Genomic DNA, 21587 nt, shown 5'->3' on the forward strand with positions numbered 1-21587 from the left:
GAGCCTACTTTCGGCGCGGGCTATTTCACGTAGTGGAGTTCGCGGGCGAGGATTTCGCCGCGGAAGAAGGCGGGCATGCGGCGGGCCAGGATCAGGTAAAGCGGGATGCCCAGCAGCAGGGTGCCGACGCCGAGCAGGAAGATCGAGCCGATCTGCCAGTGCGGCGGGAACGGGAGTTGCCAGTAGGAACCTTCGTCTTCCGGCTGCCAGGAGGTGACGGCGGTCCAGGCGGCGGCGAACAGGAGCATGAATCCGCCGGATGCCGGAAGCACGCCCTGCATGATGAGTGCCCTTGGGTCCGAGGCGAATCGGTGGCGGTAGAGCCAGGCGCAGCTGACTCCGGTGAGGCCGTAGTAGACGCCGATGGAGATGCCGATCGCGGTGACCGCCTCGGCGATCAGGCGGCCGCCCGAGGCGAAGTTCAACGCCACGTAGAGCACGACCGAGAGCGCGCCGAAGGCGACGGTGGAGACCACGGGCGTGCGGAAGCGGGGATGGACGCGGCCGAACGCCGCGGGCAGCGCGCGATGCAGCGCCATCGAATAGGTGGTGCGCGCGGTCGGGAGGATGGTGGTCTGAGTCGAGGCCGCCGCCGAGGTGAGCACCATCAGGAACAGCAGATGCACAGCCACGCCGCCGATCGCGCTGTCTCCGAACACCGCGACGCCCAGCGCGCCGAGCACGTCGTCCACGTGCTCCGGGTTGGCCAGGCCGAGCCCCTCGGTGCCGACGCCCGCGAACGCCTGACCCGCGACCGTCACCAGCAGATACAAGGCCACCAGCGTGATCGTCGACAACACCGCGGCCCGGCCCGGGGTGCGCCGCGGGTCCACCGTCTCCTGGTTCACCGAGACCGCCGAATCCCAGCCCCAATAGATGAACGCCATCAGCAGCAGCGCGTTCACGAACGCCGAGAACGACCCGATCGCGAAGGGGTTGAACCACTCCCACTGCGGCAGGCTCGCCCCCGCGGCCGCGTTCCCGAAGGCCACTCGGATCAGAGCAACCACCGAGAAAACCACCAGCATCGCGAATTCGATGGTCAGCAGCACCGACTGCACACGCGCCGACACATCGATGCCCGCCACCGCCACCGCGGTCATCACCACCAGATAGACGATGCCGACCAGCAGCACCCACCAACTCGTCGCATCCGATCCGATCCCGTCCGCACCGAACAGATGAAAGGTGTACTGCGCGCTGACCTGAGCCAGGCTCGCCATCACCAGCAGATCCGACACCACGATCGCCCACCCGGCCATCCACCCCGTGAACGGCCCGAACGCCCGCGTCGCCCACACGAACGTGGTCCCCGGATCCGGCTCCGCCGCATTCAGATCCCGATACCCGATGGCCACCAGCAACATCGGCACGAAGGCCAGCACCACGATGATCGGCGCCTGCAACCCCACCGCCGCCACCACGAGACCCAACGTGGCGGTGATGCTGTAAGCGGGTCCCGCCGAGGCCACCCCGATCACCACAGAGGAGACCAGGGAGAGCGCTCCGGACCGCAGAGTGCTGGGCGAAGTCACCGGACAAGGCTACGGGCAACTATTCAGCACACCACACCGGCACGCCCCGAGAGATATGCCGCCGAGGCTATTTCGCGTAGCGGACGCGGGAGTTGGCGTAGAGGCAGATGGCGGCGGCGGTGGCCAGGTTGAGGCTTTCGGCGCGGCCGCGGATGGGGATGCGGAGGCGGTGGTCGGCGCGGGCGGCGACGGCGGGGTCGAGGCCGTGGGCCTCGTTGCCGAAGAGCCAGGCGACCGGGCCCGCGAACAGGTGATCGGCGTCGTCCAGGTCGATTTCGCCGTCGGCGGCGGTGGCGAGGAGCGTAATGCCCGCTGCCGCAATCGAATCCAGGGTTTCGGTGACGTCGCGGCTGCGGGCGACCGGGACGTGGAAGAGGCTGCCCGCGCTGGCGCGGACGCATTTACCGTTGTGCGGATCGACGGTGTCGCCGGCCAGCACGACTCCGTCGGCGCCGACGGAGTCGGCGACCCGGATCAGGGTGCCCGCGTTGCCGGGCTCGGAGATTTCGACCGGGACGGCGAGGATGCGGGGCTGTTCGGCGAGCACGCCGGCCAGGGGGACGTCGAGCAGGTCACAGACGGCGACGAGTCCCGGCGCGGTGACGGTTTCGCCGAGATGCTGCGCGGCGCGGTCACTGACCAGCGTGGTGCGCACGCCGGAGGCGGCGGCGCCGGCGATCAGCTCGTGTTCGCGGGTCGCGGCGTCCAGCGAGTAGAACAGCTCACGCACACGACCGGTCTCCAGCGCCGCGGCGACGGAGTTCGCACCCTCGGCGAGGAACTGGCCGGTCTTGCGGCGCTGCGCCGAACGATGCAGCTTGGAAGCTGAAACGACCCGTGGATTGCTCGGCGAGAGCGGATCCACGGGTCGTTCCGAAGTATCTGTCAACCTCAGGCAGCCGAGGCCGGAGCGTTGACGTCGGCCGGCAGCGCGGCCTTGGCGACCGCGACCAGGCCGGCGAAGGCTTCGGCGTCGGAGACGGCGAGCTCGGCGAGGATCTTGCGGTCGACCTCGACACCCGCGGCCTTCAGGCCCTGGATGAAGCGGTTGTAGGTGATGTCGTTGATGCGCGCCGCGGCGTTGATGCGGGCGATCCACAGCTTGCGGAAGTCACCCTTGCGCGCCCGGCGGTCCCGGTAGGCGTAGGTGAGCGAGTGCAGCTGCTGTTCCTTGGCCTTGCGGTACAACCGCGAGCGCTGGCCCCGGTAGCCCTTGGAGGCCTCGAGGATGGAACGGCGCTTCTTCTGAGCGTTGACGGCCCTTTTGACGCGTGCCACTGGTCAGTCCTTAAGTCGAAATAGGGGGCGCGATGTGGCGCCCGGTTGGTCGGTGTCGAATGCTGCTTCGGGCCTCAGAGGCCGAGCAGCCGCTTGACGCGGGGAACGTCGACGGCCGCAACCGACTCCGTGCCATCCAGACGACGAGTCCGGCGGGTCGACTTGTGCTCGAGCAGGTGGCGACGGTTCGCCTGCTGGCGCAGCAGCTTGCCGCGGCCCGAAACCTTGAAACGCTTCGAGGCGCCGCTGTGGCTCTTCATCTTCGGCATGGATTCCTCTATCTGGTCGTGCCGGTACCCCCTGGGAGGACTACCGGTGTGCTGATCGGTACTACTGCGGGTCGGCCGGCGCTGACGGCTCAGCGGCGGGCGCTTCCGCAGTGGGTGCGGGAGCCGCAGGCGCCGGAGCGGCGGCCGGACGCGGCGCAGGCCGCGCGGCCGACTCTTCCTGAGCCTTAACCCGCGTCTTCGCACCCTTGTGCGGGGCGAGGACCATGGTCATATTGCGACCGTCCTGCTTTGCGGAGGTCTCCACGAAACCCAGGTCGGCCACGTCAGCGGCGAGGCGCTGCAGCAACCGGTAGCCCAGTTCCGGCCGGGACTGCTCGCGCCCGCGGAACATGATGGTGACCTTGACCTTCGACCCGGCCTCGAGGAACCGCATCACGTGGCCCCTCTTGGTTGCATAGTCGTGATCGTCGATTTTCGGCCGGAGCTTCTGCTCCTTGATCACGGTCTGGACTTGGTTCTTGCGAGATTCGCGCGCCTTCTGCGCCGTCTCGTACTTGAACTTGCCGTAGTCCATGATCTTGCAGACCGGCGGACGGGCATCCGGGGCCACCTCGACCAGGTCGAGGTCGGCTTCGAGGGCGACGCGTAGTGCATCTTCAACACGCACGATCCCAACCTGCTCGCCGCTGGGTCCGATGAGCCGAACCTCGGGAACACGGATGCGATCGTTGATGCGGGTCTCAGTGCTGATGGGGCCTCCTAGGTCAAGCGGTGTCGTCGGACGACCGCAGGCAATAACTGCAACCCCTTTTCAACACAAAGGCCCCGAGCGATATTTCTACCGCCACGGGGCCCGAGTCGACCGGTCAGAGGACGCGCACAACGCGCGTCGAGAACCCACTCGAAGCCGAGCGGGTGACCGGACCGTTTAACCTCTGCGATCGCTCGCGGGCAACGGTGGGAGTCGGGCTCCACTTATCTGCCCCAGCTGTGTCTCCGCAAAAGAAGAACGACCGGGGCGGTCGTCAGCGAATAGTTTAGCATTGCCGACCGCTATAGCTGAAATCGTGGTGCGAGCGCGCGCCGACCGGGGCGCTCGAGCCGCCACAGATGACACAGCCTAGCCTTTTCCGCATGACAGAAGAGCCCGACACCGCCGTTCGCGACCTGGCCGACATCCCCGCCGTCGAGGTGATCAGCCGCGCCGCCGTCATGCTCATGAGCTCGGCCGCGGAGAAGCTCGGGCTCGCCGACGAGGATCCGGACAACAGCCCGCGCCGCGATCTGGACGAGGCCCGCCGCGTGATCACCGCCCTGGCCGGGCTGGTCACCTCGTCGGTGGAGTACCTGGGCCCGCACGCCGGCCCGATCCGCGAGGCCTTGCAGTCGCTGCAGCGCGCGTTCCGCGAGGCGTCGGCGCATCCGGACGAGCCGGGCAAGGGTCCGGGCGAGAAGTACACCGGCCCGGTGTTCTGAAAACGAGAACGGGATCGGCCGCGCGCCGATCCCGTTCTGTCGTTTGCCCGGTCTTCAGGCCGGCGGCGGAGTCACCGAGATGGATGAGCCGCTGGAGATCAAGTTGGCGAGCGCCGTGAAGAGGGCGCCGAAGCCCGCGCTTCCGCTGTCCATAGTGTGCTTCCTTCCGAGATCGCCAGCGCCTATTTGCCCGGCGTGTAGTTCAGCGACGAGCCGGTGATCAAGCCCAGGATCTGGGTGATGATGGCACCGATATCCACGCCTTCCATCGCGTGTTCCTTTCTCACTACTGTCCGGTCGGTCTCGAACAGTGAGCAGATCGTACACACGCGTGTTTCACTTTCGGGCGGTTTCGGAAAGCACCACCAAACCTCAGCGCAGCGCGGCGGCCTTGCGGGCCAGACGCTTGGCGGTCTGCTCCGGCGTCTTCTTCGCGGCCGCCTTCTTCGCCGGGGCCTTCTTGGCCGCCGCCTTCTTCGGCGCGGCCGGCTGCTCCAGCACTTCCTTCAGGAACTGCCCGGTGTAGCTGCCCGCGACCGCCGCGACGTCTTCCGGAGTGCCCTCGGCGACCACGGTGCCACCGCCGGAACCACCCTCGGGACCCATGTCGATGACCCAGTCGGAGGTCTTGATGACGTCCAGGTTGTGCTCGATGACGATCACCGTGTTGCCCTTGTCGACCAACCCGTTGATCACCTTGAGCAGCTTGCGGATGTCCTCGAAGTGCAGGCCCGTGGTCGGCTCGTCCAGGATGTAGACGGTGCGGCCGGTCGAGCGCTTCTGCAGTTCGGCCGACAGCTTCACCCGCTGGGCCTCACCGCCGGACAGCGTCGGCGCGCTCTGGCCGAGCCGCACATATCCCAGGCCGACATCGACCAGGGTCTTCAGGTACCGGTGGATGGAGGTGATCGGCTCGAAGAACTCCGCGCCCTCCTCGATCGACATGTCCAGCACCTCGGCGATGGTCTTGCCCTTGTAGTGCACCTCGAGGGTTTCCCGGTTGTAGCGCGCGCCCTGGCACACCTCGCACGGGACGTACACGTCCGGCAGGAAGTTCATCTCGATCTTCAAAGTGCCGTCGCCGGAACAGGCTTCGCAGCGCCCGCCCTTGACGTTGAAGGAGAACCGGCCCGGCTGGTAGCCGCGCACCTTGGCCTCGGTGGTGGCGGCGAACAAGGTGCGGATCTTGTCGAACACACCCGTGTAGGTGGCCGGGTTGGAGCGCGGGGTGCGCCCGATCGGCGACTGGTCCACCTGCACCAGTTTGTCCAGATGGTCCAGGCCCTTGATCCGCAGATGCCGGCCCGGCACCTGGCGGGCGCCGTTCAGCTTGTTCGCCAGCACCGTCGCCAGAATGTCGTTGACCAGCGTGGACTTACCGGAACCGGACACGCCGGTGACGGCGGTGAGCACGCCCAGTGGGAAGTTGACGTCGACACCGCGCAGGTTGTGCTCGTTCGCGCCGACGACGGTGAGCTGGCGCTTCTTGTCGACCGGCCGCCGCACCAGCGGCAGCTCGATCCGCTCCCGGCCCGAAAGGTACGCGCCGGTCAGCGATTTCGGCTCGTTCAGCAGTTCCTGATACGGACCGCTGTGCACCACCTGACCGCCGTGCTCGCCCGCGAGCGGGCCGATGTCGACCACCCAGTCCGAGGCGCGGATGGTGTCTTCGTCATGTTCCACCACGATCAGCGTGTTGCCGAGATTGCGCAGGCGCGTGAGGGTTTCGATCAACCGGCGGTTGTCGCGCTGATGCAGGCCGATGGACGGCTCGTCGAGCACGTAGAGCACGCCGACCAGACCGGACCCGATCTGGGTGGCGAGCCGGATACGCTGCGCCTCACCGCCGGACAGCGTCGCGGCGGCGCGCGACAGCGTCAGGTATTCCAGGCCGACGTCGAGCAGGAAGCCCAGCCGCGCCTGCACCTCCTTGAGCACCTGCCCGGCGATCGCGGCTTCCCGATCCCCCAGCGTCAGCGCGTTCAGGAAGTGTGAGCAGTCGCCGATGGACAGATCGCTGACCTCGGCGATGGACTTGTGCTCCGCGCCCGCGCCGAGGGTGACCGCGAGAATCTCCGGGCGCAGCCGGGCGCCGTTGCAGACCGGGCACGGCACGTCGCGCATGTACCCGTCGTAGTGCTCTTTCATCTGCTCGGACTCGGTGTTCTCCATGCGCCGCTGCAGGAACGGCATCACGCCTTCGAAATCGGCGTAGTAGGAACGCTTCCGGCCGTAGCGGTTGGTGTAGGAGACGTGCACCTGGTCGGAGCTGCCCTCGAGCACCGCCTTGCGCGCCTTGGCCGGCAGATCCTGCCAGGCGGTGTCCATGGAGAAGCCCACGGATTCGGCGAGACCGGACAGCAGCCGGTTGAAGTACTCGGCGGTCTGGCCCCGGGACCACGGCGCGATCGCGCCCTCGGCCAGGCTCAATTCCGGGTCGGGCACCACGAGGTCCGGGTCGACCTCCTTGCGGATGCCCAAGCCGGTGCAGTCCGGGCAGGCGCCGTAGGGCGAATTGAACGAGAACGAGCGCGGTTCGAGATCCTCGATGTCGAGCGGGTGGCCGTTCGGGCAGGCCAGCCGCTCGGAGAAGCGCCGCTCCCGATCGTGCGCGTGCTCGTCGCGGTCGACGAAGTCGAGCACCACGATGCCGTCGGCCAGCCGCAGCGCCGTCTCGATCGAATCGGTCAGGCGCTGCTTGGAATTCGGCTTCACCGCGAGCCGATCGACGACCACCTCGACGTCGTGCTTCTCCTGCTTCTTCAGCTTCGGCGGATCGGTGAGCGGGTACACCACGCCGTCCACCCGCACGCGCGAATAGCCCTGGGTGTTCAGCGACTCGAACAGGTCGACGAACTCGCCCTTGCGGGTACGCACCACCGGGGCGAGGACCTGAAACTTGATGCCCTCTTCCATGGCCAGCACCTGGTCGACGATCTGCTGCGGCGTCTGCCGCGCGATCAGCTCGCCACAGGTCGGGCAGTGCGGCGTGCCCGCGCGGGCGTAGAGCAGGCGCAGGTAGTCGTAGACCTCGGTGATGGTGCCGACGGTCGAGCGCGGGTTGCGGTTGGTCGACTTCTGATCGATCGACACCGCGGGCGAGAGGCCCTCGATGAAATCGACATCGGGCTTGTCCATCTGCCCGAGGAACTGGCGCGCGTAGGCCGAGAGCGATTCCACATAGCGCCGCTGACCCTCGGCGAAGATCGTGTCGAAGGCAAGACTGGATTTGCCCGAACCGGAAAGACCGGTGAACACGATGAGACTGTCGCGGGGCAGGTCGAGGTCGACCCCCTTGAGGTTGTGCTCCCGAGCTCCGCGCACAGTGAGGCGTTCCGCCACCAGGTGAGTCCCTTCTCGAACGTGTCGGCTACATACAGACTGACCCCCGCCGTCATGCTAGGCCGACCCACCGACAAGTTTTGCCGAGCGACTGCCCCGCCCGCGTAGCCTCCCCTTTTCAACAGGATGCCGCACGCGGGGATTCCCCGCATCGGCGATGCGGGGTGACACCCGGATGACCGGGTCAGCGCCCGGTGGAGAGTCCGTGCACCCGGAAGCCGGCGTCGTTCACCGTGACGGTCAGCACATCGTCGCCGACCCGCAGCCCACTGACCCGCAACGGCAGATACCGCTGCGGAATCACCGGATCGACCACCTTGTCGCCGTTGCCCGGTTCCAGCCGCAGCATGGTCCGCATGAACAGCAGCGGCGTCGCCGAGGCCCAGGCCTGCGGCGAGCAGGAGGTCGGATACGGCACCGGCGACGCGAACTCGGCGCGGTCGAAACCGCAGAACAGTTCCGGCAGGCGATGCCCGAACCGGACCGCGGCGTCGAGCACGCCGTCGATAACGCGGTTGGCGTGCTCGGTGAAGCCGTACCGCATCAGGCCGGCCGCGCAGATCGCGTTGTCGTGCGGCCACACCGACCCGTTGTGGTAGCTGACCGGGTTGTAGGCGCCCATGTTCGTGCCGAGGGTGCGAATCCCCCAGCCGCTGAACATCTCCGGCGAGAGCAGGTGGTCGGCGACGGACTTGGCCTTGTCGTCGTCCACGATGCCGGTCCACAGGCAGTGCCCCATATTCGAGGTCAGCGCGTCGATCGGGCGCTTGTCCCGATCCAGCCCGATGGCGAACCAGCCCTTCTCGGGCAGCCAGAACTGTTCGTTGAACGCCTTTTTCAGCCGCGCGGCCTTCGCGCGCAGCCGCACGGCCAGCTCGTCCTCGCCGATCTCGTCGGCCAGGTCGGCGCGCGCCAGGTAGGCCGCGTACACATAGCCCTGCACCTCGGAGAGCGCGATCGGCGCGTGCGGCATGCTGCCGTCGATGAAGTTGACGCCGTCCCAGGAGTCCTTCCAGCCCTGGTTGGCCAGGCCGTGCTCGGCGGCGCGGGCGTACTCGACGAAGCCGTCGCCGTCCATATCGCCGTACTGCTCGATCCACTCCAGCGCGCGATCGGCGTGCGGCAGCAGTTCGTCGCGGGTTTTGGCGTCCAGGCCCCAGCGGTGCAGTTCGCCGAGCAGCATCACGAACAGCGGTGTGGCGTCGGCGGTGCCGTAATAGACGGTGTCGCCGCCCAGCAGCAGCGTCGCGGCGCGGCCGAAGCGCACCTCGTGCGGGATGCGGCCGGGCTGTTCCTCCTGCAAGGGGCGAATCTCGTTGCCCTGCATGCCCGCCAGGCTCTGCAGCGTGCCGACGGCGAGCCGCCGGTCCAGCGGCAGCACCATCCACGAGGTGAGCAGCGAGTCACGCCCGAACAGCGCCATGAACCAAGGCGCGCCCGCGGCGACGACCGCGCGTTCGGGATGACCGGGATCGAAGATGCGCAGCGCGCCGAGGTCGCCGACGGCGCGCTGCAGGACGGCGGCGAGCGTTTCGTCCTCGGTGAGCACCGTCGGGGAGTTCTGATACCAGTCGCGCAGCCGCTGATACGGCGCACTGTGCGAGACCGGGCTGCCGCAGCCGTAGCGCGGCGTCACCGGCACCGAGCCCAGCGCCGGGCGGTACTGGATACAGGCCGACCATTCGCCGCGCGCGGGCAGCATGACCTGCCAGCGCAGCGCCCGTTCGGAGGCGGTGGCGCCGGATCCGGCGACGGTGACCGCGAGTTTCAGTTCGGGGCGGCTGATCTCGAACGCCCCGTCGTCGACGACCCGGCACTGCGTGACCACGCCTTCGCCGATGCGGCCTTCCTTCACCTCGAACAGATCGGCGAAGTCGGCGTCCATCTCGAGGGCGACGGTGCAGGTGATGGGATCGCCGGAAAGGTTGCGCACGGTGAGGTCCTCGCGCATGCCGTCGCCGACGTGCCGGCCCAGCACCACCAGAGCGGTGCTGTCGGCGCGGCCGGGCCGCGGCGGCGTGCGGGCCAGCAGCGTCGCGCTGTACGGGTCGGCGTACTGCACCGTAAGGGGTTGCGGCGGTTGACCGTCCACGGTCAGCCGCCACTGCGACACCACCCGGGTGTCGCGCACGAACAGCCCTTCGGGGCGGTTCGGATTGATGACGCCGCCGCTCTCGCTGATGCAGAAGGTCGAGCCTTCGACCAGCGTCACACCGGCGCCGACAACGCTGGGCTCGCCTACCTCGCCGGCGGCGTCACCCCAGGGATTGTTCACCACGGCGTCTCACCGACGCGCGGGTACGCATGAGTGGAACTCAGGACTTCGGGTCGCGCATCGGCCTCCCTCACGACACCGTTTCGGGCACCATCGCCCGGCTCGTCCGTTCACCGGTCAGAATGCGGCGGTAGAGCCGCTCGTGGTCACGGGCCATGCGGAGCAGGCTAAACCGTCGCTCCGCCGAATTCCGGCAAACGCGCCGATCTATGGTGCCGACACGGTCGAGCGCGTCGGCCATGTCCCAGATATCGCGGCAGAGGAAGCCGGTACGGCCGTGCTCGACGATCTCCGGCGCCGCGCCGTTCGGGAACGCCAGAACCGGTGTGCCGCAAGCCAAGGACTCCGCCATCACCAGACCGAAGGGCTCGGGCCAGCCGATCGGATTGATCAGCGCGTCGGCGTGCCGGACCAGCTCCACCCGGGTCGCCAGCGGCTCCTCACGCGGTTCCGGATCGTCCGGCGCCATCAGCGGGCGTACCCGCTCCTTGTAGTACGCCCACTCCTCGGGTTCCCTGATCTTGGTGATCAGCAGCAGCTTTCGCTTCGCCAGCCGTGCCACCTGCACGGCTCGGTGTACGCCCTTCTCCGGATTCATCCGGCCGACGAACACCACGTAGCCGCCGTCGCCGGGACCGTACTGGTAGGCGTCGAGGTCGATGCCGTGATGGATGACCTCGTCGATGGGCACCTTGGCGCCCGCCGCCCGCTTCTGGGACTCCGAGATCGCGATGATGTGCGCGTGCTGTTCGGCCATGGCGCGGAACATGTCCTGGCGCATGGGCGTGAAGGGGCCGTGATTGGTCACCACTACCGGCGGACCGCCGGCCGAGGCGCCGATGAACGGCCCGAGGGAGGTGTGGTCGTGAATGATGTCGCAATCGCTGAGCGCTTCATAGGCGTGCAGCACGTGCATCAATTCGGCTTCGCCGACACCGATCTGCGCGGTCGGGTGTTCGAACAGATACGAACATTTGACCGGACAGGTGGACTCCCCAACGGTGAAAAGATGAACTTCATGACCGAGCCGATCCAGACCGAGAGCCAGGTTTCCGACTACGGCTTCGGTGCCGCCATAAGCAGGCGGCGGAACCGGAACCCAGGGCGGAACAATAAGTCCGATCTTCATCGGGCCGCCCGTATGCCGCTGTCTTCTTCTCCGATCAGGGATTCCACAATCGTCCTCCCGTGCGCTAGTCGCCAGCGCGCACCGCAGTCGAGGCAGTGGAAGCGGGCATCCCGCAGGTCGTCGTAGATACCGACCGCACCCGAACCACATCCTGGGCAGTTGCGCGGTGGACCGAAAATATTACTGAAATCAAGATTTGCTGAATATGCCATTGTCCGAGATAACTGTGCACGGGCCCTGCGGCTCCGCTGCCATAAGCCCTCTTTGAATGACTTCGGTCCTATGATACTCGAAACCACAATGCGGGCATGGTTTTCTGTAATTCGAGTCGGCATTACTCGTAATTAACCGTAGGTCTCCAACCCGCCGCGCCGAGGTGTAGCCGCGACAGCCCGCGACGAGATACCTTGGCGTGGTAGCCCGTTCGCCGGTGGGAGGCCGTGGTGCTCAAAGTGTTCCTGGTCGATGACCATGAGATCGTCCGCCGCGGCCTGATCGACCTGCTGGAAAGCGATCCGGAACTGTCGGTGATCGGCGAGGCCGGCGACGTCGCGCACGCCATGGCCGGCATCCGCGCGCTGCGGCCCGACGTGGCCGTGCTCGATGTTCGCCTGCCCGACGGAAACGGCATCGAACTGTGCCGCGATCTGCTCGCCGAAAACGACAGATTGCGGTGTCTCATCCTGACTTCCTACACCGACGAGCACGCCATGCTCGACGCGATTCTGGCGGGCGCGGGCGGCTACGTGGTCAAGAACATCAAGGGGATGGAGCTCGCGGAGGCGATCAAGGCGGTCGGGTCGGGCCGCTCGTTGCTGGACACCCGGGCCGCGACGGCGCTGAAGGCGCGGTTGCGCAACAGCGCCGAAAACGACGGCCCCCTGGCCGGTCTCACCGACCAGGAGCGCCGACTGCTGGCCCTGCTCGGCGAGGGGCTCACCAACCGGCAGATCGCCGCGCGGATGTTCCTCGCCGAGAAGACGGTCAAGAACTACGTCTCCCGCCTGCTGGCCAAGCTGGGCATGGAGCGCCGCACGCAGGCGGCGGTCCTGGCTTCGAAACTGCGTGAGGGCTGAGCGTTTCGGTCACTCGGCCGGGATGACGATGCTCAGGTCGCCGTCGTAGCGGCGGTAGAGCAACCGCCCGCGCCCGCAGTCGGCGTCGGTGAAGAACAGGTAGGGCAGGCCGGTGCGGCACAGCCAGGCCGCCGCGTCCAGCTCCGTGAGCTGCGGGGCAGGCTCCGAATCCACCGACAGCGGCAGCGAATTCACCGTCTGCTCCCCGGGTTCGTCGGTGCTGTGCTGACGCGCGACCCCGACGCCCAGTAATTCGCACCAGTGCACGATCGCCTCCTCCCCCGTCTCCTGATCGATGAAGAGGTAGGCGTCGTAATCCATCGCGTCCAGGATCGCCATCGCCTCGCCGGGGGTGCCGGTGAGCAGCGAGACCGACTTGCGGCGCACGATCGGGCGCGGCTCGGTGACCCGGGCCAGCGGCGGGCGGGCCGGATCCGGCCAGGCCCGGGACTGATTCGAGGCCAGCCGGGCGATCTGCCGATCCAGGCGCTCCACCGCGAAGGTGACCGCGAACCCGCGCGGCCCCGTGACCTGCACCCGCGCCGGGGTGTCGTGCAGCCGCACATTGGCCTGCACCACCGTCGGCTGGTCGCCGTCCGCGGGCGCGGTAACCCGCACCCGCGCGGGGACATCCAGGTGATGGCGGCGCAGAACGCGCCCGATGGCCCGCACCGCGCGCGTGACATCCGCCGCGGGTACCGCACCACGGGTGGTGACCGCGAGACCCGGATCGGCGGCGGTGGTCCACTGCTCCGAGTTGCCCCGCGCGTTGCCGCGCTCCGAATACAACGCCTGCGACGAATTCATAGGACACCTCTGCTCTCTATTCACCTGATGCCCCTATCCCACTCCCGCAACGCTGCCGCGAACAGGGCCGAAAGTCCTTGATCCGCGAATTAGACTGGGACCAACGCACTTCGCGCCCCGCTCAGGAGAGAAGTCGAGATGCCCGACGACCGCGGCAACGACCTGTACTCGGTGCGCGACACGCTGTCCCAGCTACGACTGCGCGAGCTGCTCAGCGAGGTCAAAGAACGCGTCGAGCTCATCATCGACTCGCGAGACCGGATGGACGGCCTGGTCGAGGCGATGCTGACAGTAACCTCCGGGCTCGACCTGGACGACACCCTGCGCGCCATCGTGCGCACCGCGACAAGTCTGGTAGACGCCCGCTATGGCGCACTCGCGGTACTCGGGCACGACATGCAGGTGGCGCAGTTCCTCGACGAGGGCATGGACGAACCGACTCGGGAAAGCATCGGCAAACTCCCCGAGGGGCACGGCGTGCTCGGCGCGGTGTTCCATCGCAGCAAACCGTTGCGCCTGGAGGACCTGACCAAACATCCGGAGTCCGTGGGCCTGCCGCCCGGCCACCCGCCGATGCACACCTTCCTCGGCGTGCCGGTCCGGATCCGCGACGAGGTCTTCGGCAGCCTGTACCTCACCGAGAAGGCCGGTGGGCACCCGTTCACCGAGGACGACGACGTCCTGGTGCAAGCGCTGGCCGCGGCCGCGGGCATCGCCGTCGACAACGCCCGGCTCTACGAATCCGCGCGCACCCGGCAGGCCTGGATCGAGGCCACCCGCGACATCGCCACCGAATTCCTCGCGGGCACCGAATCCGAGCAGGTGCTCGCGCACGTCGTCGACCACGCCCGCACCCTCACCGGTTCGCACCGCGCGTTCCTGGCCGGCGCGACCGGGGTGCAGCGCCGCGCCGGGGAGGTCAGCGAGCTGATGCTGACCCAGTGGTCCGGTCCCGGCGCCGGGCACGAGGGCTGGCTGGTGCTCACCGAGGCCACCGCGCTGGGCGAGGCGTTCCATCGCCGCACGCCGCTGCGGTTCGACGACGCGGGCGCCATCGATCTCGGCGTCCCGCTCGCCGACGTGGGCCCGGTGCTGATCCTGCCGCTGTGCACCCCGGACGCGACGCTGGGCGTGCTGGTCGCGGTCCGCCCCGCCGGTTCCGCGCCGTACCCGGACGAACTCGTCGAACTCACCGCGGCGTTCACCGATCAGGCGGCGCTGGCCATGCAGCTGGCCGGTACCCAGCGCCGGATGCGCGAACTCGACATCCTGGCCGACCGCGACCGCATCGCCCGCGACCTGCACGATCACGTCATCCAGCGGCTCTTCGCGATCGGCCTGAGTCTGCAGGCCGCGCTGCCGCAGGCCCAGGTGCCCGAGGTGCGGCAGCGCATTTCGACCGGGGTCTCCGATCTTCAGGAGGTGGTGCAGGAGATCCGCACCTCGATCTTCGACCTGCACGGCGGCGACGCCCAGACCAACCGGCTCCAGCAGCGCCTGGAACACGCGGTGCGGCAGCAGACTTCGGACACCCCGCTGCGCGGCAGCCTCCAGGTGACCGGGCCGCTGTCGGTGCTGGAGGCCGAACTCGCCGATCACGCCGAGGCCGTGGTGCGCGAGGCGGTGAGCAACGCGGTGCGGCACTCCGGCGGCAGCACCGTCACGGTGGAGATCAGCGTCGACGACAACCTGACCATCGTGGTGCTCGACGACGGCTGGGGCATTCCGCATCACGTCATCCGCAGCGGGCTGCGCAATCTGGAGCAGCGGGCCGAGAAGGCCAACGGCGAGTTCATCATCGGACCCGCGATCCGGCCCAGCGGCAATCCGGACGAGCTACCCGGCACCCGGCTCTGCTGGTCGGTGCCGCTGCCGACCGGTTAGCCCGGCTCCCCGAGCACGAGCATGGAATTATGACCGCCCATTCCCAGCGCAGCCTTCAGGGTGTACCCGCCCTGGAACGGCTGCGGGCCGTCCATCAGCCGCGGATGCGCCTGCGCGACGATCGGCGCGGCCGGAATGACCCGGCGCTCGTAGCCCAGGGCCGCGGCGGCCACCTCGACGCCGGCGGCGGCGCCCTGGCTGTGCCCGGCCAGCGGCTTGAGCGCGTAGATCAGCGGGCCGTCGTCGAACATCCTTGCCATCAGGTCGGTTTCGGCGGCGCCGCACTGGCGGGTGCCGGTGCCGTGCGCGTTGAAGTAGGCGATGTCCGCGGGTTCCAGACCGGCCTGGGCCAGCGCCCGGCGCGCGCAGTCGAAGATCTGCCGGTGATCGGGTTCCACCGAGACCACGTGGTAGGCGTCGTTGGTCATGCCGCCGCCGAGGATCGTGGCATAGGGCCGATCCACGGCTCTGCTCAATACGAATGCAGTCGAGGCCTCGGCCATGCTGAAGCCGCGGCTGCCGCGCTGGAAGGGCCGGCAGGCGTCCATCGGCTCGGCGTCGGACACCGCGGCGCCCATGTGCACGAAATGCTCGAGCATGTCCGGTGTCGCGGACATGTCCGAGGCCACGCAGATGACGTCATCGGCGACGCCCGCGTCCAGCCAGAGCTTGGCCGTGATCAGACCGACATTGGCCGAACTGCACGCCGCCGAGACATTCATGGAGGGCCCGTGGAAACCGAACTCCTGCATCAGCATCGAGATCGGCGTGGAGGGCAGCAGCGGCAAGTAGTCGCGGGAGCGGCGGTGCCCGTGGTCCACGAGATAGAAGTCGCGCCAATTCACCACGTCACCGAGCACGATCGCGTGCACCATCCCGACGGTGCGGGCCGGGCGCCAGCCGCGCGCGGTGGCGTCGGCGATGGCCTCGCGCGCCGCCTCGTGCAGGGCGCGGCCGTAACGGCTCTTGCTGATCGCCGGATCGCCGCCGTCGGGCACCAGCGCCACCCAGGCGTGTTCGTTGCGGCCCCGGCCGTAGCCGGACTGCAGCGTAGCCGCGGATTTGCCGCTCAGCAGGCCCTGCCAGAGCGCCTCTTTACCCCAGCCGTATCCGGTGACGGCACCGATCCCGGCGATCGTCATATGATCTTGGTGCTCTACCGTTCTCGCATTGACGCCTGGCATAGCCTTGCTCCTCGGCCTGCGCTGTCGTTGTTCGTAAAACCTGTAATGATCTTCGGGCAGCACCCGATGAAGAGCCGGACTGTGATCGATCAGTCACGAAAGCTACCGCTATACCGACGTGATCTTGTTCATGTCGATACCAGGATAATTCCCATGTTCCAATGGCCATAGGTCGGTCGAGCGATCGGGGGTTCGGAGTGGCAGACGCATACGATGCCGAGGAGCTCGCGCAGCGGTACCGGTCGCTGGTCGATCACACCCCGGACGGGATCTGCGTGCACCAGGACGGCCTCGTCGTCTACGTGAACCAGGCCACCATCCGCTTGCTCGGGGCCGCCGGTTCCGAGGACATCCTGGGCAAACCGGTCACCCAATTCGTGCACCCTGATTCCGTGCCGGGCATGCTCGACCGCATCAGCCACCTCACCACCGCGGGCGCGGCCTCGCACCCCACCGAAATGCAGCTGCTACGCCTGGACGGGCGTCCGGTTCCGGTGGAGACGGTGTCGGTGCTGACGCCCTGGCAGCACCATTTCGCCTATCAGGTGGTCATCCACGATCTGACCGCGCAGCGCGCCGCCGAGCAGGCCCAGCGCCTGGCCGAGGAACACTTCACCACCGTGGTCTCGCAGCTCGAAGAGGGCGTGGTCGTCATCGATCGCAACGGCCGCATCGAATCGGCGAACCCGGCCGCCGGGCGCATCTTCGGCAAGCCCGAACACGCCGAGGAACTGGTCGGGCTGAGCATCCACGAACTGCCGATGGTGCTGCTGGACGCGAACGCGCAGCCGCTGCCGCCGTCCCGGCACCCGATCGCACGCACCCTGGAAACCGGCGAAACCATCACCGGGTACACCTTCGGGGTCGATCGCGCCGACGGGCAGCGCCGCTGGCTCTCCGGTTCCAGCCGGCTGCTGAACCCCGACGACCCGGCCTCCCCCGCGGTGTCCTCGTTCGCCGACGTCACCGAATTCCGGGCCAGCCGCAGGCAATTGGAGTATCAGGCCACCCACGACTCGCTGACCGGGCTGGCGAACCGGTCGCTGATCCTGTCCCAGCTCGCGGCCGCACTGGCCAGCAGCGCCGATCCGCAGGTGTCCACGGTGCTGTTCATCGATCTGGACGGGTTCAAGGCGATCAACGACACGCTGGGCCACGCCATCGGTGACACCGTGCTGCAGATCGTGGCGCAGCGGCTACAGCGGGCGCTGCGCGGCGACGACCTGGTCGGGCGGCTCGGCGGCGACGAATTCCTGGTGCTGCTGGCCGGGCCGACCCGGCGGGAGGATCTGGACGCGCTGGTGCAACGGCTGCGGTCGACCATGTCCGAGCCGATCGTCGCGCGCGGGCACCGCATCGAGGTCAACGCGTCCATCGGCGTCACCGAGCTCGTGCAGGGCGATCACCGCACCCCCGAAGCGGTACTGCACGACGCCGACGTGGCCATGTATCGCGCCAAGCCGGTCGGTGACCGCGAGGCCACCGTCAAGGGCCGCCGGCCCAACAACACCCACGCGTCCTGAAGGTTTCTTTCGTGATCATCGAACATGTCCTGCTGCCCGTCCGGCCCGAATTGTCCGAAGCATTCGAGGCCGCGTTCACCGAAGCCCGGCCGATCATCGCCGGAATGCCCGGGTTCCGGTCGTTGTCGCTGTCGCGGTGCCTCGAAACGCCCGGCAGCTATCTGCTGCTGGTCGAATGGGATCGGCTCGAAGATCATGTCGAGGGGTTTCGCCGCTCGCCGGAGTATCAGCAGTGGAAGGCATTGCTGCACCACTTCTACGATCCGTTTCCGGCCGTGCTGCACTTCGAGCCGGTGGCGTAGACTTGACAACCTTGTTTTCACGCGGTGACCCAAGGAGTTCAGTTTGCCCGACCCTCTCGCTCAGGACCGCGAGTTAGCACAGGAACAGGCCTATTTGTCGGTCCTGTACGACCGGCTCGACGGTATGCGCGCCTACGCGAAGAACCGCCTCAAGACCGTGTTGCTGGAGAACGGCGGCACGCCTCAGGCCCGCAGCGAACGGGAGTCGTTCAGCCAGCTCTACAACGAGGATCTGGCCAAGTACGACGCCGCCGAACACGGACTGTGCTTCGGCCGCATCGATCTGAACGGTGACGAGACCGCCCGCTACATCGGCCGGCTCGGCATTCTCGACGAGAAGGACGACTACGAGACGCTGCTGCTGGACTGGCGGGCGCCGCTGGCACGGCCGTTCTATCTGGCCACCACCGCCGCACCGGACGGGGTGACCCGGCGCCGGCACATCCGTACCCGCAACCGCCGGGTCACCGCCGTCAACGACGAGTACCTCGATCTCGCGGCCGCCGAACGCGACGGCATGGTCGAAGGCGACGGCGGCGTGGGCAGCGAGAGCGCGCTGCTGTCGGCGCTGAACGCCGCGCGCACCGGGCACATGAACGACATCGTGGAGACGATCCAGTCCGAGCAGGACACGATCATCCGCTCCGAGCACAAGAGCGTGCTGGTGGTGCAGGGCGGGCCGGGTACCGGCAAGACCGCCGTCGCACTGCATCGCGCGGCCTTCCTGCTCTATACCTATCGGCAGCAGCTGGCCAAGAGCGGTGTGCTGATCATCGGGCCGAACGCCACCTTCCTCGACTACATCGGGCAGGTGCTGCCCTCGCTCGGCGAGACCGGCGTGCTGCTGTCCACCATCGGCGATCTGTACCCGGGAGTGAAGGCGACGCGGGAGGATTCGCTGCGGGCCGGCGAGATCAAGGGTTCGCTCGCGATCGTCGAGGTGCTCAAGCAGGCGGTGCGGGACCGGCAGGAGGCGCCCGCCGATCCGATCCTGCTCAGCTTCGACGGCTACCCGGTGACGCTGGACCGCAAAATCGCCACCAAGGCACGCGGCCGGGCCCGGTCCTCGCGCCGCCCGCACAACCTGGCGCGGCCGATCTTCGCGAGCTCGGTCATCGACGCGCTGACCGATCAGGTCGCCCAGACCATGGGCCAGGACCTGTCGGGTGGTCAAAGTCTGCTCAGCCGGACCGATATCGCCGAGATTCGGGACGAGATGAAGTCCGACCCGGAGGTGCAGGCGGCGATCGCGAAGCTGTGGCCGATCCTGTCGCCGCAGGAGGTGCTCGGCGATCTGCTGGCCGACGCGAAGCGGCTGGACCGGGTCGCCGCGGCGCTGCCCGCCGCGGACCGGGCCGAACTGGTGCGCCCGCACACCGGCGAATTCAGCGCCGCGGACGCGCCTTTGCTGGACGAGCTGGCCGAACTCCTCGGCGTCGACGACAGCGAGGAACGCGAACGGTCGCGCCGCCGCCGGCACGCGCAGATCGCCGAAGCACAGGAGGCGCTCGACATCCTGGCCGGGTCCGCGGCCGCCGAGGTCGAGGACGCGCTGGACGCCGACGAGATCCTGATGGCCTACGACCTCATCGACGCCTCGCAGCTCGCCGACCGGCAGGCCTACCGCAGCAATCAGACCACCGCCGAACGGGCGGCGGGCGACCGCACCTGGACCTACGGGCACGTCATCGTCGACGAGGCGCAAGAGCTTTCGGAGATGGCATGGCGAATGGTGATGCGGCGCATCCCGAACCGGTGGATCACCGTGGTCGGCGATGTCGCGCAGACCGGTGATCCGGCTGGTGCGTCGTCCTGGCAGCGGATGCTGGAACCCTATGTGGCGCAACGCTGGAAGCTGACCGAGCTGACGGTGAACTACCGTACGCCCGCGGAGATCATGGCGGTGGCGGCCGACGTGCTGGCCGCCATCGATCCGGGCGTCACGGTGCCGCGGTCGGTGCGCGAGAGCGGGAATCCGCCTGCGGCACACGAGGTTTCGGCATCGGCGATGATCAGTACGGTCCGGGAAGCGGTGGCGCGGGAGCAGGGGCCCGGCACCAGTGCGGTCATCGTGCCGCATGAACTGCTGGCCGAATTCTCGGAGCTGGCCGGAGAATCAGTGTCGGTGCTGACCGTGCACGATGTGAAGGGTCTGGAGTTCGACGCGGTGTTCCTGGTGCAGCCGCAGGGGATTCTGGACGAGTCGCCGCGAGGATTGAACGATCTCTATGTGGCGCTGACCCGTGCGACGCAGCGGCTCACGGTCTTCCACACGGGCGAGTTGCCCGAGGTGCTCGGCGCGCTGCGCTGAGCCTCGAACGCGCGAGCCCCGTAGCGCACCGGGTTCCGGGCACTACGGGGCTCGAGCGGGTTCTGGTCTAGCGGACGGTGTGCACGATAAGCACGTCGGACCGCGACTTGCGGGCCACATCCGAGGGCACGGAGCCGAGCAGGCGACCGGCCAGGGTGTTCAGGCCCCGGTTACCGACCACGAGCAGGTCGGCCTCGACCTCACGGACGAGGGTGAGCAGCGATTCGACGGGCTCGCCGACGACGGCGCGCTCGACGATTTGTTTGGCGCCGGCCTCGGTGGCGCGATCGCGGGCGATCCGCAGGATCTCGTTCGTCGGCGCGGAGCCGCGCACCTGGTATGCCTCTTCCTTGAGCACGTCGGCGGCGGCGGCTACGTCGCGGTCGTCGGTCGGGTAGTAGGCGCAGGCGACGATCAGCGTGGCATCGGCGGCGCCGGCCAGTGCGGCGGCCTTCTCGACAGCGACATACGACGAGTCCGAGCCATCGGTACCGACAACAATGGTCCGGTAGGCGGTCATCTTTCCTCCAACTTTGGGTCGGGTGCCTATGTACGGTGCATCCGGACAAGTCGGAGCACCGTCGCGGCGACTGCGGTCGACCATAGCCGCAAAACGGGGGGAAATATCAGAAATCGCAACACATCACACTCGGTGGTGTCGGGCTTTCAGAGCACGCGTTGGTCGAGTGAATGGCGCCGGGGCCGAAGCTACCAGCGCCGATCCTATTCTTCCCGGCCATTTCTGTGACGCATCACAACAGGTCACGAACGCGCTTGGGACCCTGGGAGATTCATCACAACGACTATTCCGCGGTCGTCAGTCCCGGTCGAATAGCGGGCCGGTCACGGTGAGGCCGAGTTCCGGGGTGTGGGCGAAGAACGCGAACAACATGAGCGCCGCGCCGATCAGCGCGAGGTTCTTGTTGAACTGGATCATCTGCTGCTGCTTGGCCTCCGGGCCGGTCTCCTTCCAGAACGCGTGCATCATGAAGGTGATCGGCACCAGCACGATCGCCAGCAGCAGCATGCCCGCGTCGGCCCAGATCCCCAGCAGCACGCTCAGCGCGCCGAGAGCCATCAAGCCGCCGGAGGCCAGAACGCCGGCCTTGGGCGCGGGCACCCCCTGGCTCTGCGCGTAGCCCGCCATCGCCTCGGTATTCGTGAAATGCCCCATTGCCGAACCCAGGAACAGCACCGAGAACAACACTCGGCCGATCAGCACTACTGCGTCCACA

Annotated in this window: 18 protein-coding genes; 6 read left to right on the forward strand and 12 right to left on the reverse strand. The window is 67.8% G+C overall.

Translation table 11 applies throughout. From position 1 onward, the window contains the following. Positions 1–20 precede the first annotated feature (20 nt). The 5 genes from AB0M14_RS36945 to infC form a co-directional block, all read right to left on the reverse strand. On the reverse strand, positions 21–1535 hold the full coding sequence (locus AB0M14_RS36945; RefSeq protein ID WP_365004593.1) for an APC family permease: 1515 nt from the start codon (positions 1533–1535) through the stop codon (positions 21–23). 67 nt (positions 1536–1602) lie between these two features. Next, the gene (locus AB0M14_RS36950; RefSeq protein ID WP_365004596.1) at positions 1603–2400 is read right to left on the reverse strand and encodes an RNA methyltransferase; all 798 of its coding nucleotides are present in this window, start codon (positions 2398–2400) and stop codon (positions 1603–1605) included. A gap of 26 nt (positions 2401–2426) precedes the next feature. Further along, positions 2427–2813: a 50S ribosomal protein L20 gene (gene rplT, locus AB0M14_RS36955; protein WP_365004598.1), complete on the reverse strand. Its 387-nt coding sequence runs from the start codon at positions 2811–2813 to the stop codon at positions 2427–2429. A gap of 74 nt (positions 2814–2887) precedes the next feature. Continuing rightward, on the reverse strand, positions 2888–3082 hold the full coding sequence (gene rpmI / locus AB0M14_RS36960; protein WP_356978697.1) for a 50S ribosomal protein L35: 195 nt from the start codon (positions 3080–3082) through the stop codon (positions 2888–2890). 61 nt (positions 3083–3143) lie between these two features. Next, on the reverse strand, positions 3144–3839 hold the full coding sequence (gene infC, locus AB0M14_RS36965) for a translation initiation factor IF-3 (protein ID WP_365004838.1): 696 nt from the start codon (positions 3837–3839) through the stop codon (positions 3144–3146). Positions 3840–4177: 338 nt separating this feature from the next. On the opposite strand from infC, the gene AB0M14_RS36970 reads away from it, so the two are divergent. Further along, entirely contained in the window at positions 4178–4519 is a 342-nt protein-coding gene (locus AB0M14_RS36970) for a DUF1844 domain-containing protein (RefSeq protein ID WP_365004602.1), read from the forward strand. Positions 4520–4891: 372 nt separating this feature from the next. Here the strand turns inward: AB0M14_RS36970 and uvrA are convergent, their stop codons facing one another. The 3 genes from uvrA to AB0M14_RS36985 all read right to left on the reverse strand — a co-directional run bounded on the left by uvrA (position 4892) and on the right by AB0M14_RS36985 (position 11265). Then, the gene (gene uvrA / locus AB0M14_RS36975) at positions 4892–7861 is read right to left on the reverse strand and encodes an excinuclease ABC subunit UvrA (RefSeq protein WP_365004605.1); all 2970 of its coding nucleotides are present in this window, start codon (positions 7859–7861) and stop codon (positions 4892–4894) included. A 184-nt stretch (positions 7862–8045) separates the two neighbouring features. Then, positions 8046–10139, reverse strand: a complete 2094-nt coding sequence (locus AB0M14_RS36980; RefSeq protein WP_365004608.1) for a glycogen debranching N-terminal domain-containing protein — start codon at positions 10137–10139, stop codon at positions 8046–8048. A 67-nt stretch (positions 10140–10206) separates the two neighbouring features. Continuing rightward, on the reverse strand, positions 10207–11265 hold the full coding sequence (locus AB0M14_RS36985; protein WP_365004611.1) for a glycosyltransferase family 4 protein: 1059 nt from the start codon (positions 11263–11265) through the stop codon (positions 10207–10209). 443 nt (positions 11266–11708) lie between these two features. Here AB0M14_RS36985 and AB0M14_RS36990 point away from each other — a divergent pair, with 443 nt between their 5' ends. After that, positions 11709–12341, forward strand: a complete 633-nt coding sequence (locus tag AB0M14_RS36990; RefSeq protein ID WP_365004614.1) for a response regulator transcription factor — start codon at positions 11709–11711, stop codon at positions 12339–12341. A 9-nt stretch (positions 12342–12350) separates the two neighbouring features. On the opposite strand, the gene AB0M14_RS36995 is transcribed toward AB0M14_RS36990, so the two are convergent. Then, entirely contained in the window at positions 12351–13148 is a 798-nt protein-coding gene (locus AB0M14_RS36995) for a sigma 54 modulation/S30EA ribosomal C-terminal domain-containing protein (RefSeq protein WP_365004616.1), read from the reverse strand. A 138-nt stretch (positions 13149–13286) separates the two neighbouring features. Between AB0M14_RS36995 and AB0M14_RS37000 the strand changes: the two genes are divergently transcribed. Next, the gene (locus tag AB0M14_RS37000; protein WP_365004618.1) at positions 13287–15032 is read left to right on the forward strand and encodes a GAF domain-containing sensor histidine kinase; all 1746 of its coding nucleotides are present in this window, start codon (positions 13287–13289) and stop codon (positions 15030–15032) included. Here the strand turns inward: AB0M14_RS37000 and AB0M14_RS37005 are convergent. After that, positions 15029–16174, reverse strand: coding sequence for a beta-ketoacyl synthase N-terminal-like domain-containing protein (locus AB0M14_RS37005; protein ID WP_365004621.1), 1146 nt, complete (start codon positions 16172–16174; stop codon positions 15029–15031). The genes AB0M14_RS37000 and AB0M14_RS37005 overlap by 4 nt on opposite strands. A gap of 239 nt (positions 16175–16413) precedes the next feature. On the opposite strand from AB0M14_RS37005, the gene AB0M14_RS37010 reads away from it, so the two are divergent. The 3 genes from AB0M14_RS37010 to AB0M14_RS37020 are packed head-to-tail and all read left to right on the forward strand — an operon-like array spanning position 16414 to position 20352. Further along, positions 16414–17739 carry a diguanylate cyclase gene (locus AB0M14_RS37010; protein ID WP_365004624.1) on the forward strand — a complete coding sequence of 442 codons (1326 nt, stop codon included), beginning with the start codon at positions 16414–16416 and terminating at the stop codon, positions 17737–17739. Positions 17740–17750: 11 nt separating this feature from the next. Beyond that, the gene (locus tag AB0M14_RS37015; protein WP_365004627.1) at positions 17751–18041 is read left to right on the forward strand and encodes an antibiotic biosynthesis monooxygenase; all 291 of its coding nucleotides are present in this window, start codon (positions 17751–17753) and stop codon (positions 18039–18041) included. A 43-nt stretch (positions 18042–18084) separates the two neighbouring features. Then, a complete protein-coding gene (locus AB0M14_RS37020) occupies positions 18085–20352 on the forward strand; it encodes an ATP-binding domain-containing protein (RefSeq protein WP_365004629.1) in 2268 nt (755 codons plus the stop codon). Positions 20353–20419: 67 nt separating this feature from the next. On the opposite strand, the gene AB0M14_RS37025 is transcribed toward AB0M14_RS37020, so the two are convergent. Then, complete coding sequence (locus tag AB0M14_RS37025) at positions 20420–20872, reverse strand: universal stress protein (RefSeq protein WP_365004631.1); 453 nt, start codon at positions 20870–20872, stop codon at positions 20420–20422. A gap of 297 nt (positions 20873–21169) precedes the next feature. After that, positions 21170–21586, reverse strand: coding sequence for a DoxX family protein (locus AB0M14_RS37030; protein WP_365004634.1), 417 nt, complete (start codon positions 21584–21586; stop codon positions 21170–21172). Position 21587 lies beyond the last annotated feature (1 nt).

The sequence above is a fragment of the Nocardia sp. NPDC051832 genome (assembly GCF_040681285.1).
Taxonomy (GTDB): domain Bacteria; phylum Actinomycetota; class Actinomycetes; order Mycobacteriales; family Mycobacteriaceae; genus Nocardia.

Excerpts from the sequence above, each read along its gene's own strand:
- rpmI (WP_356978697.1), bottom strand. The coding sequence starts at position 3,082 with ATGCCGAAGATGAAGAGCCACAGCGGCGCCTCGAAGCGTTTCAAGGTT.
- AB0M14_RS37005 (WP_365004621.1), bottom strand. The coding sequence starts at position 16,174 with ATGACGATCGCCGGGATCGGTGCCGTCACCGGATACGGCTGGGGTAAA.
- AB0M14_RS36970 (WP_365004602.1), top strand. The coding sequence starts at position 4,178 with ATGACAGAAGAGCCCGACACCGCCGTTCGCGACCTGGCCGACATCCCC.
- AB0M14_RS36995 (WP_365004616.1), bottom strand. The coding sequence starts at position 13,148 with ATGAATTCGTCGCAGGCGTTGTATTCGGAGCGCGGCAACGCGCGGGGC.
- AB0M14_RS36985 (WP_365004611.1), bottom strand. The coding sequence starts at position 11,265 with ATGAAGATCGGACTTATTGTTCCGCCCTGGGTTCCGGTTCCGCCGCCT.
- AB0M14_RS37000 (WP_365004618.1), top strand. The coding sequence starts at position 13,287 with ATGCCCGACGACCGCGGCAACGACCTGTACTCGGTGCGCGACACGCTG.
- AB0M14_RS37025 (WP_365004631.1), bottom strand. The coding sequence starts at position 20,872 with ATGACCGCCTACCGGACCATTGTTGTCGGTACCGATGGCTCGGACTCG.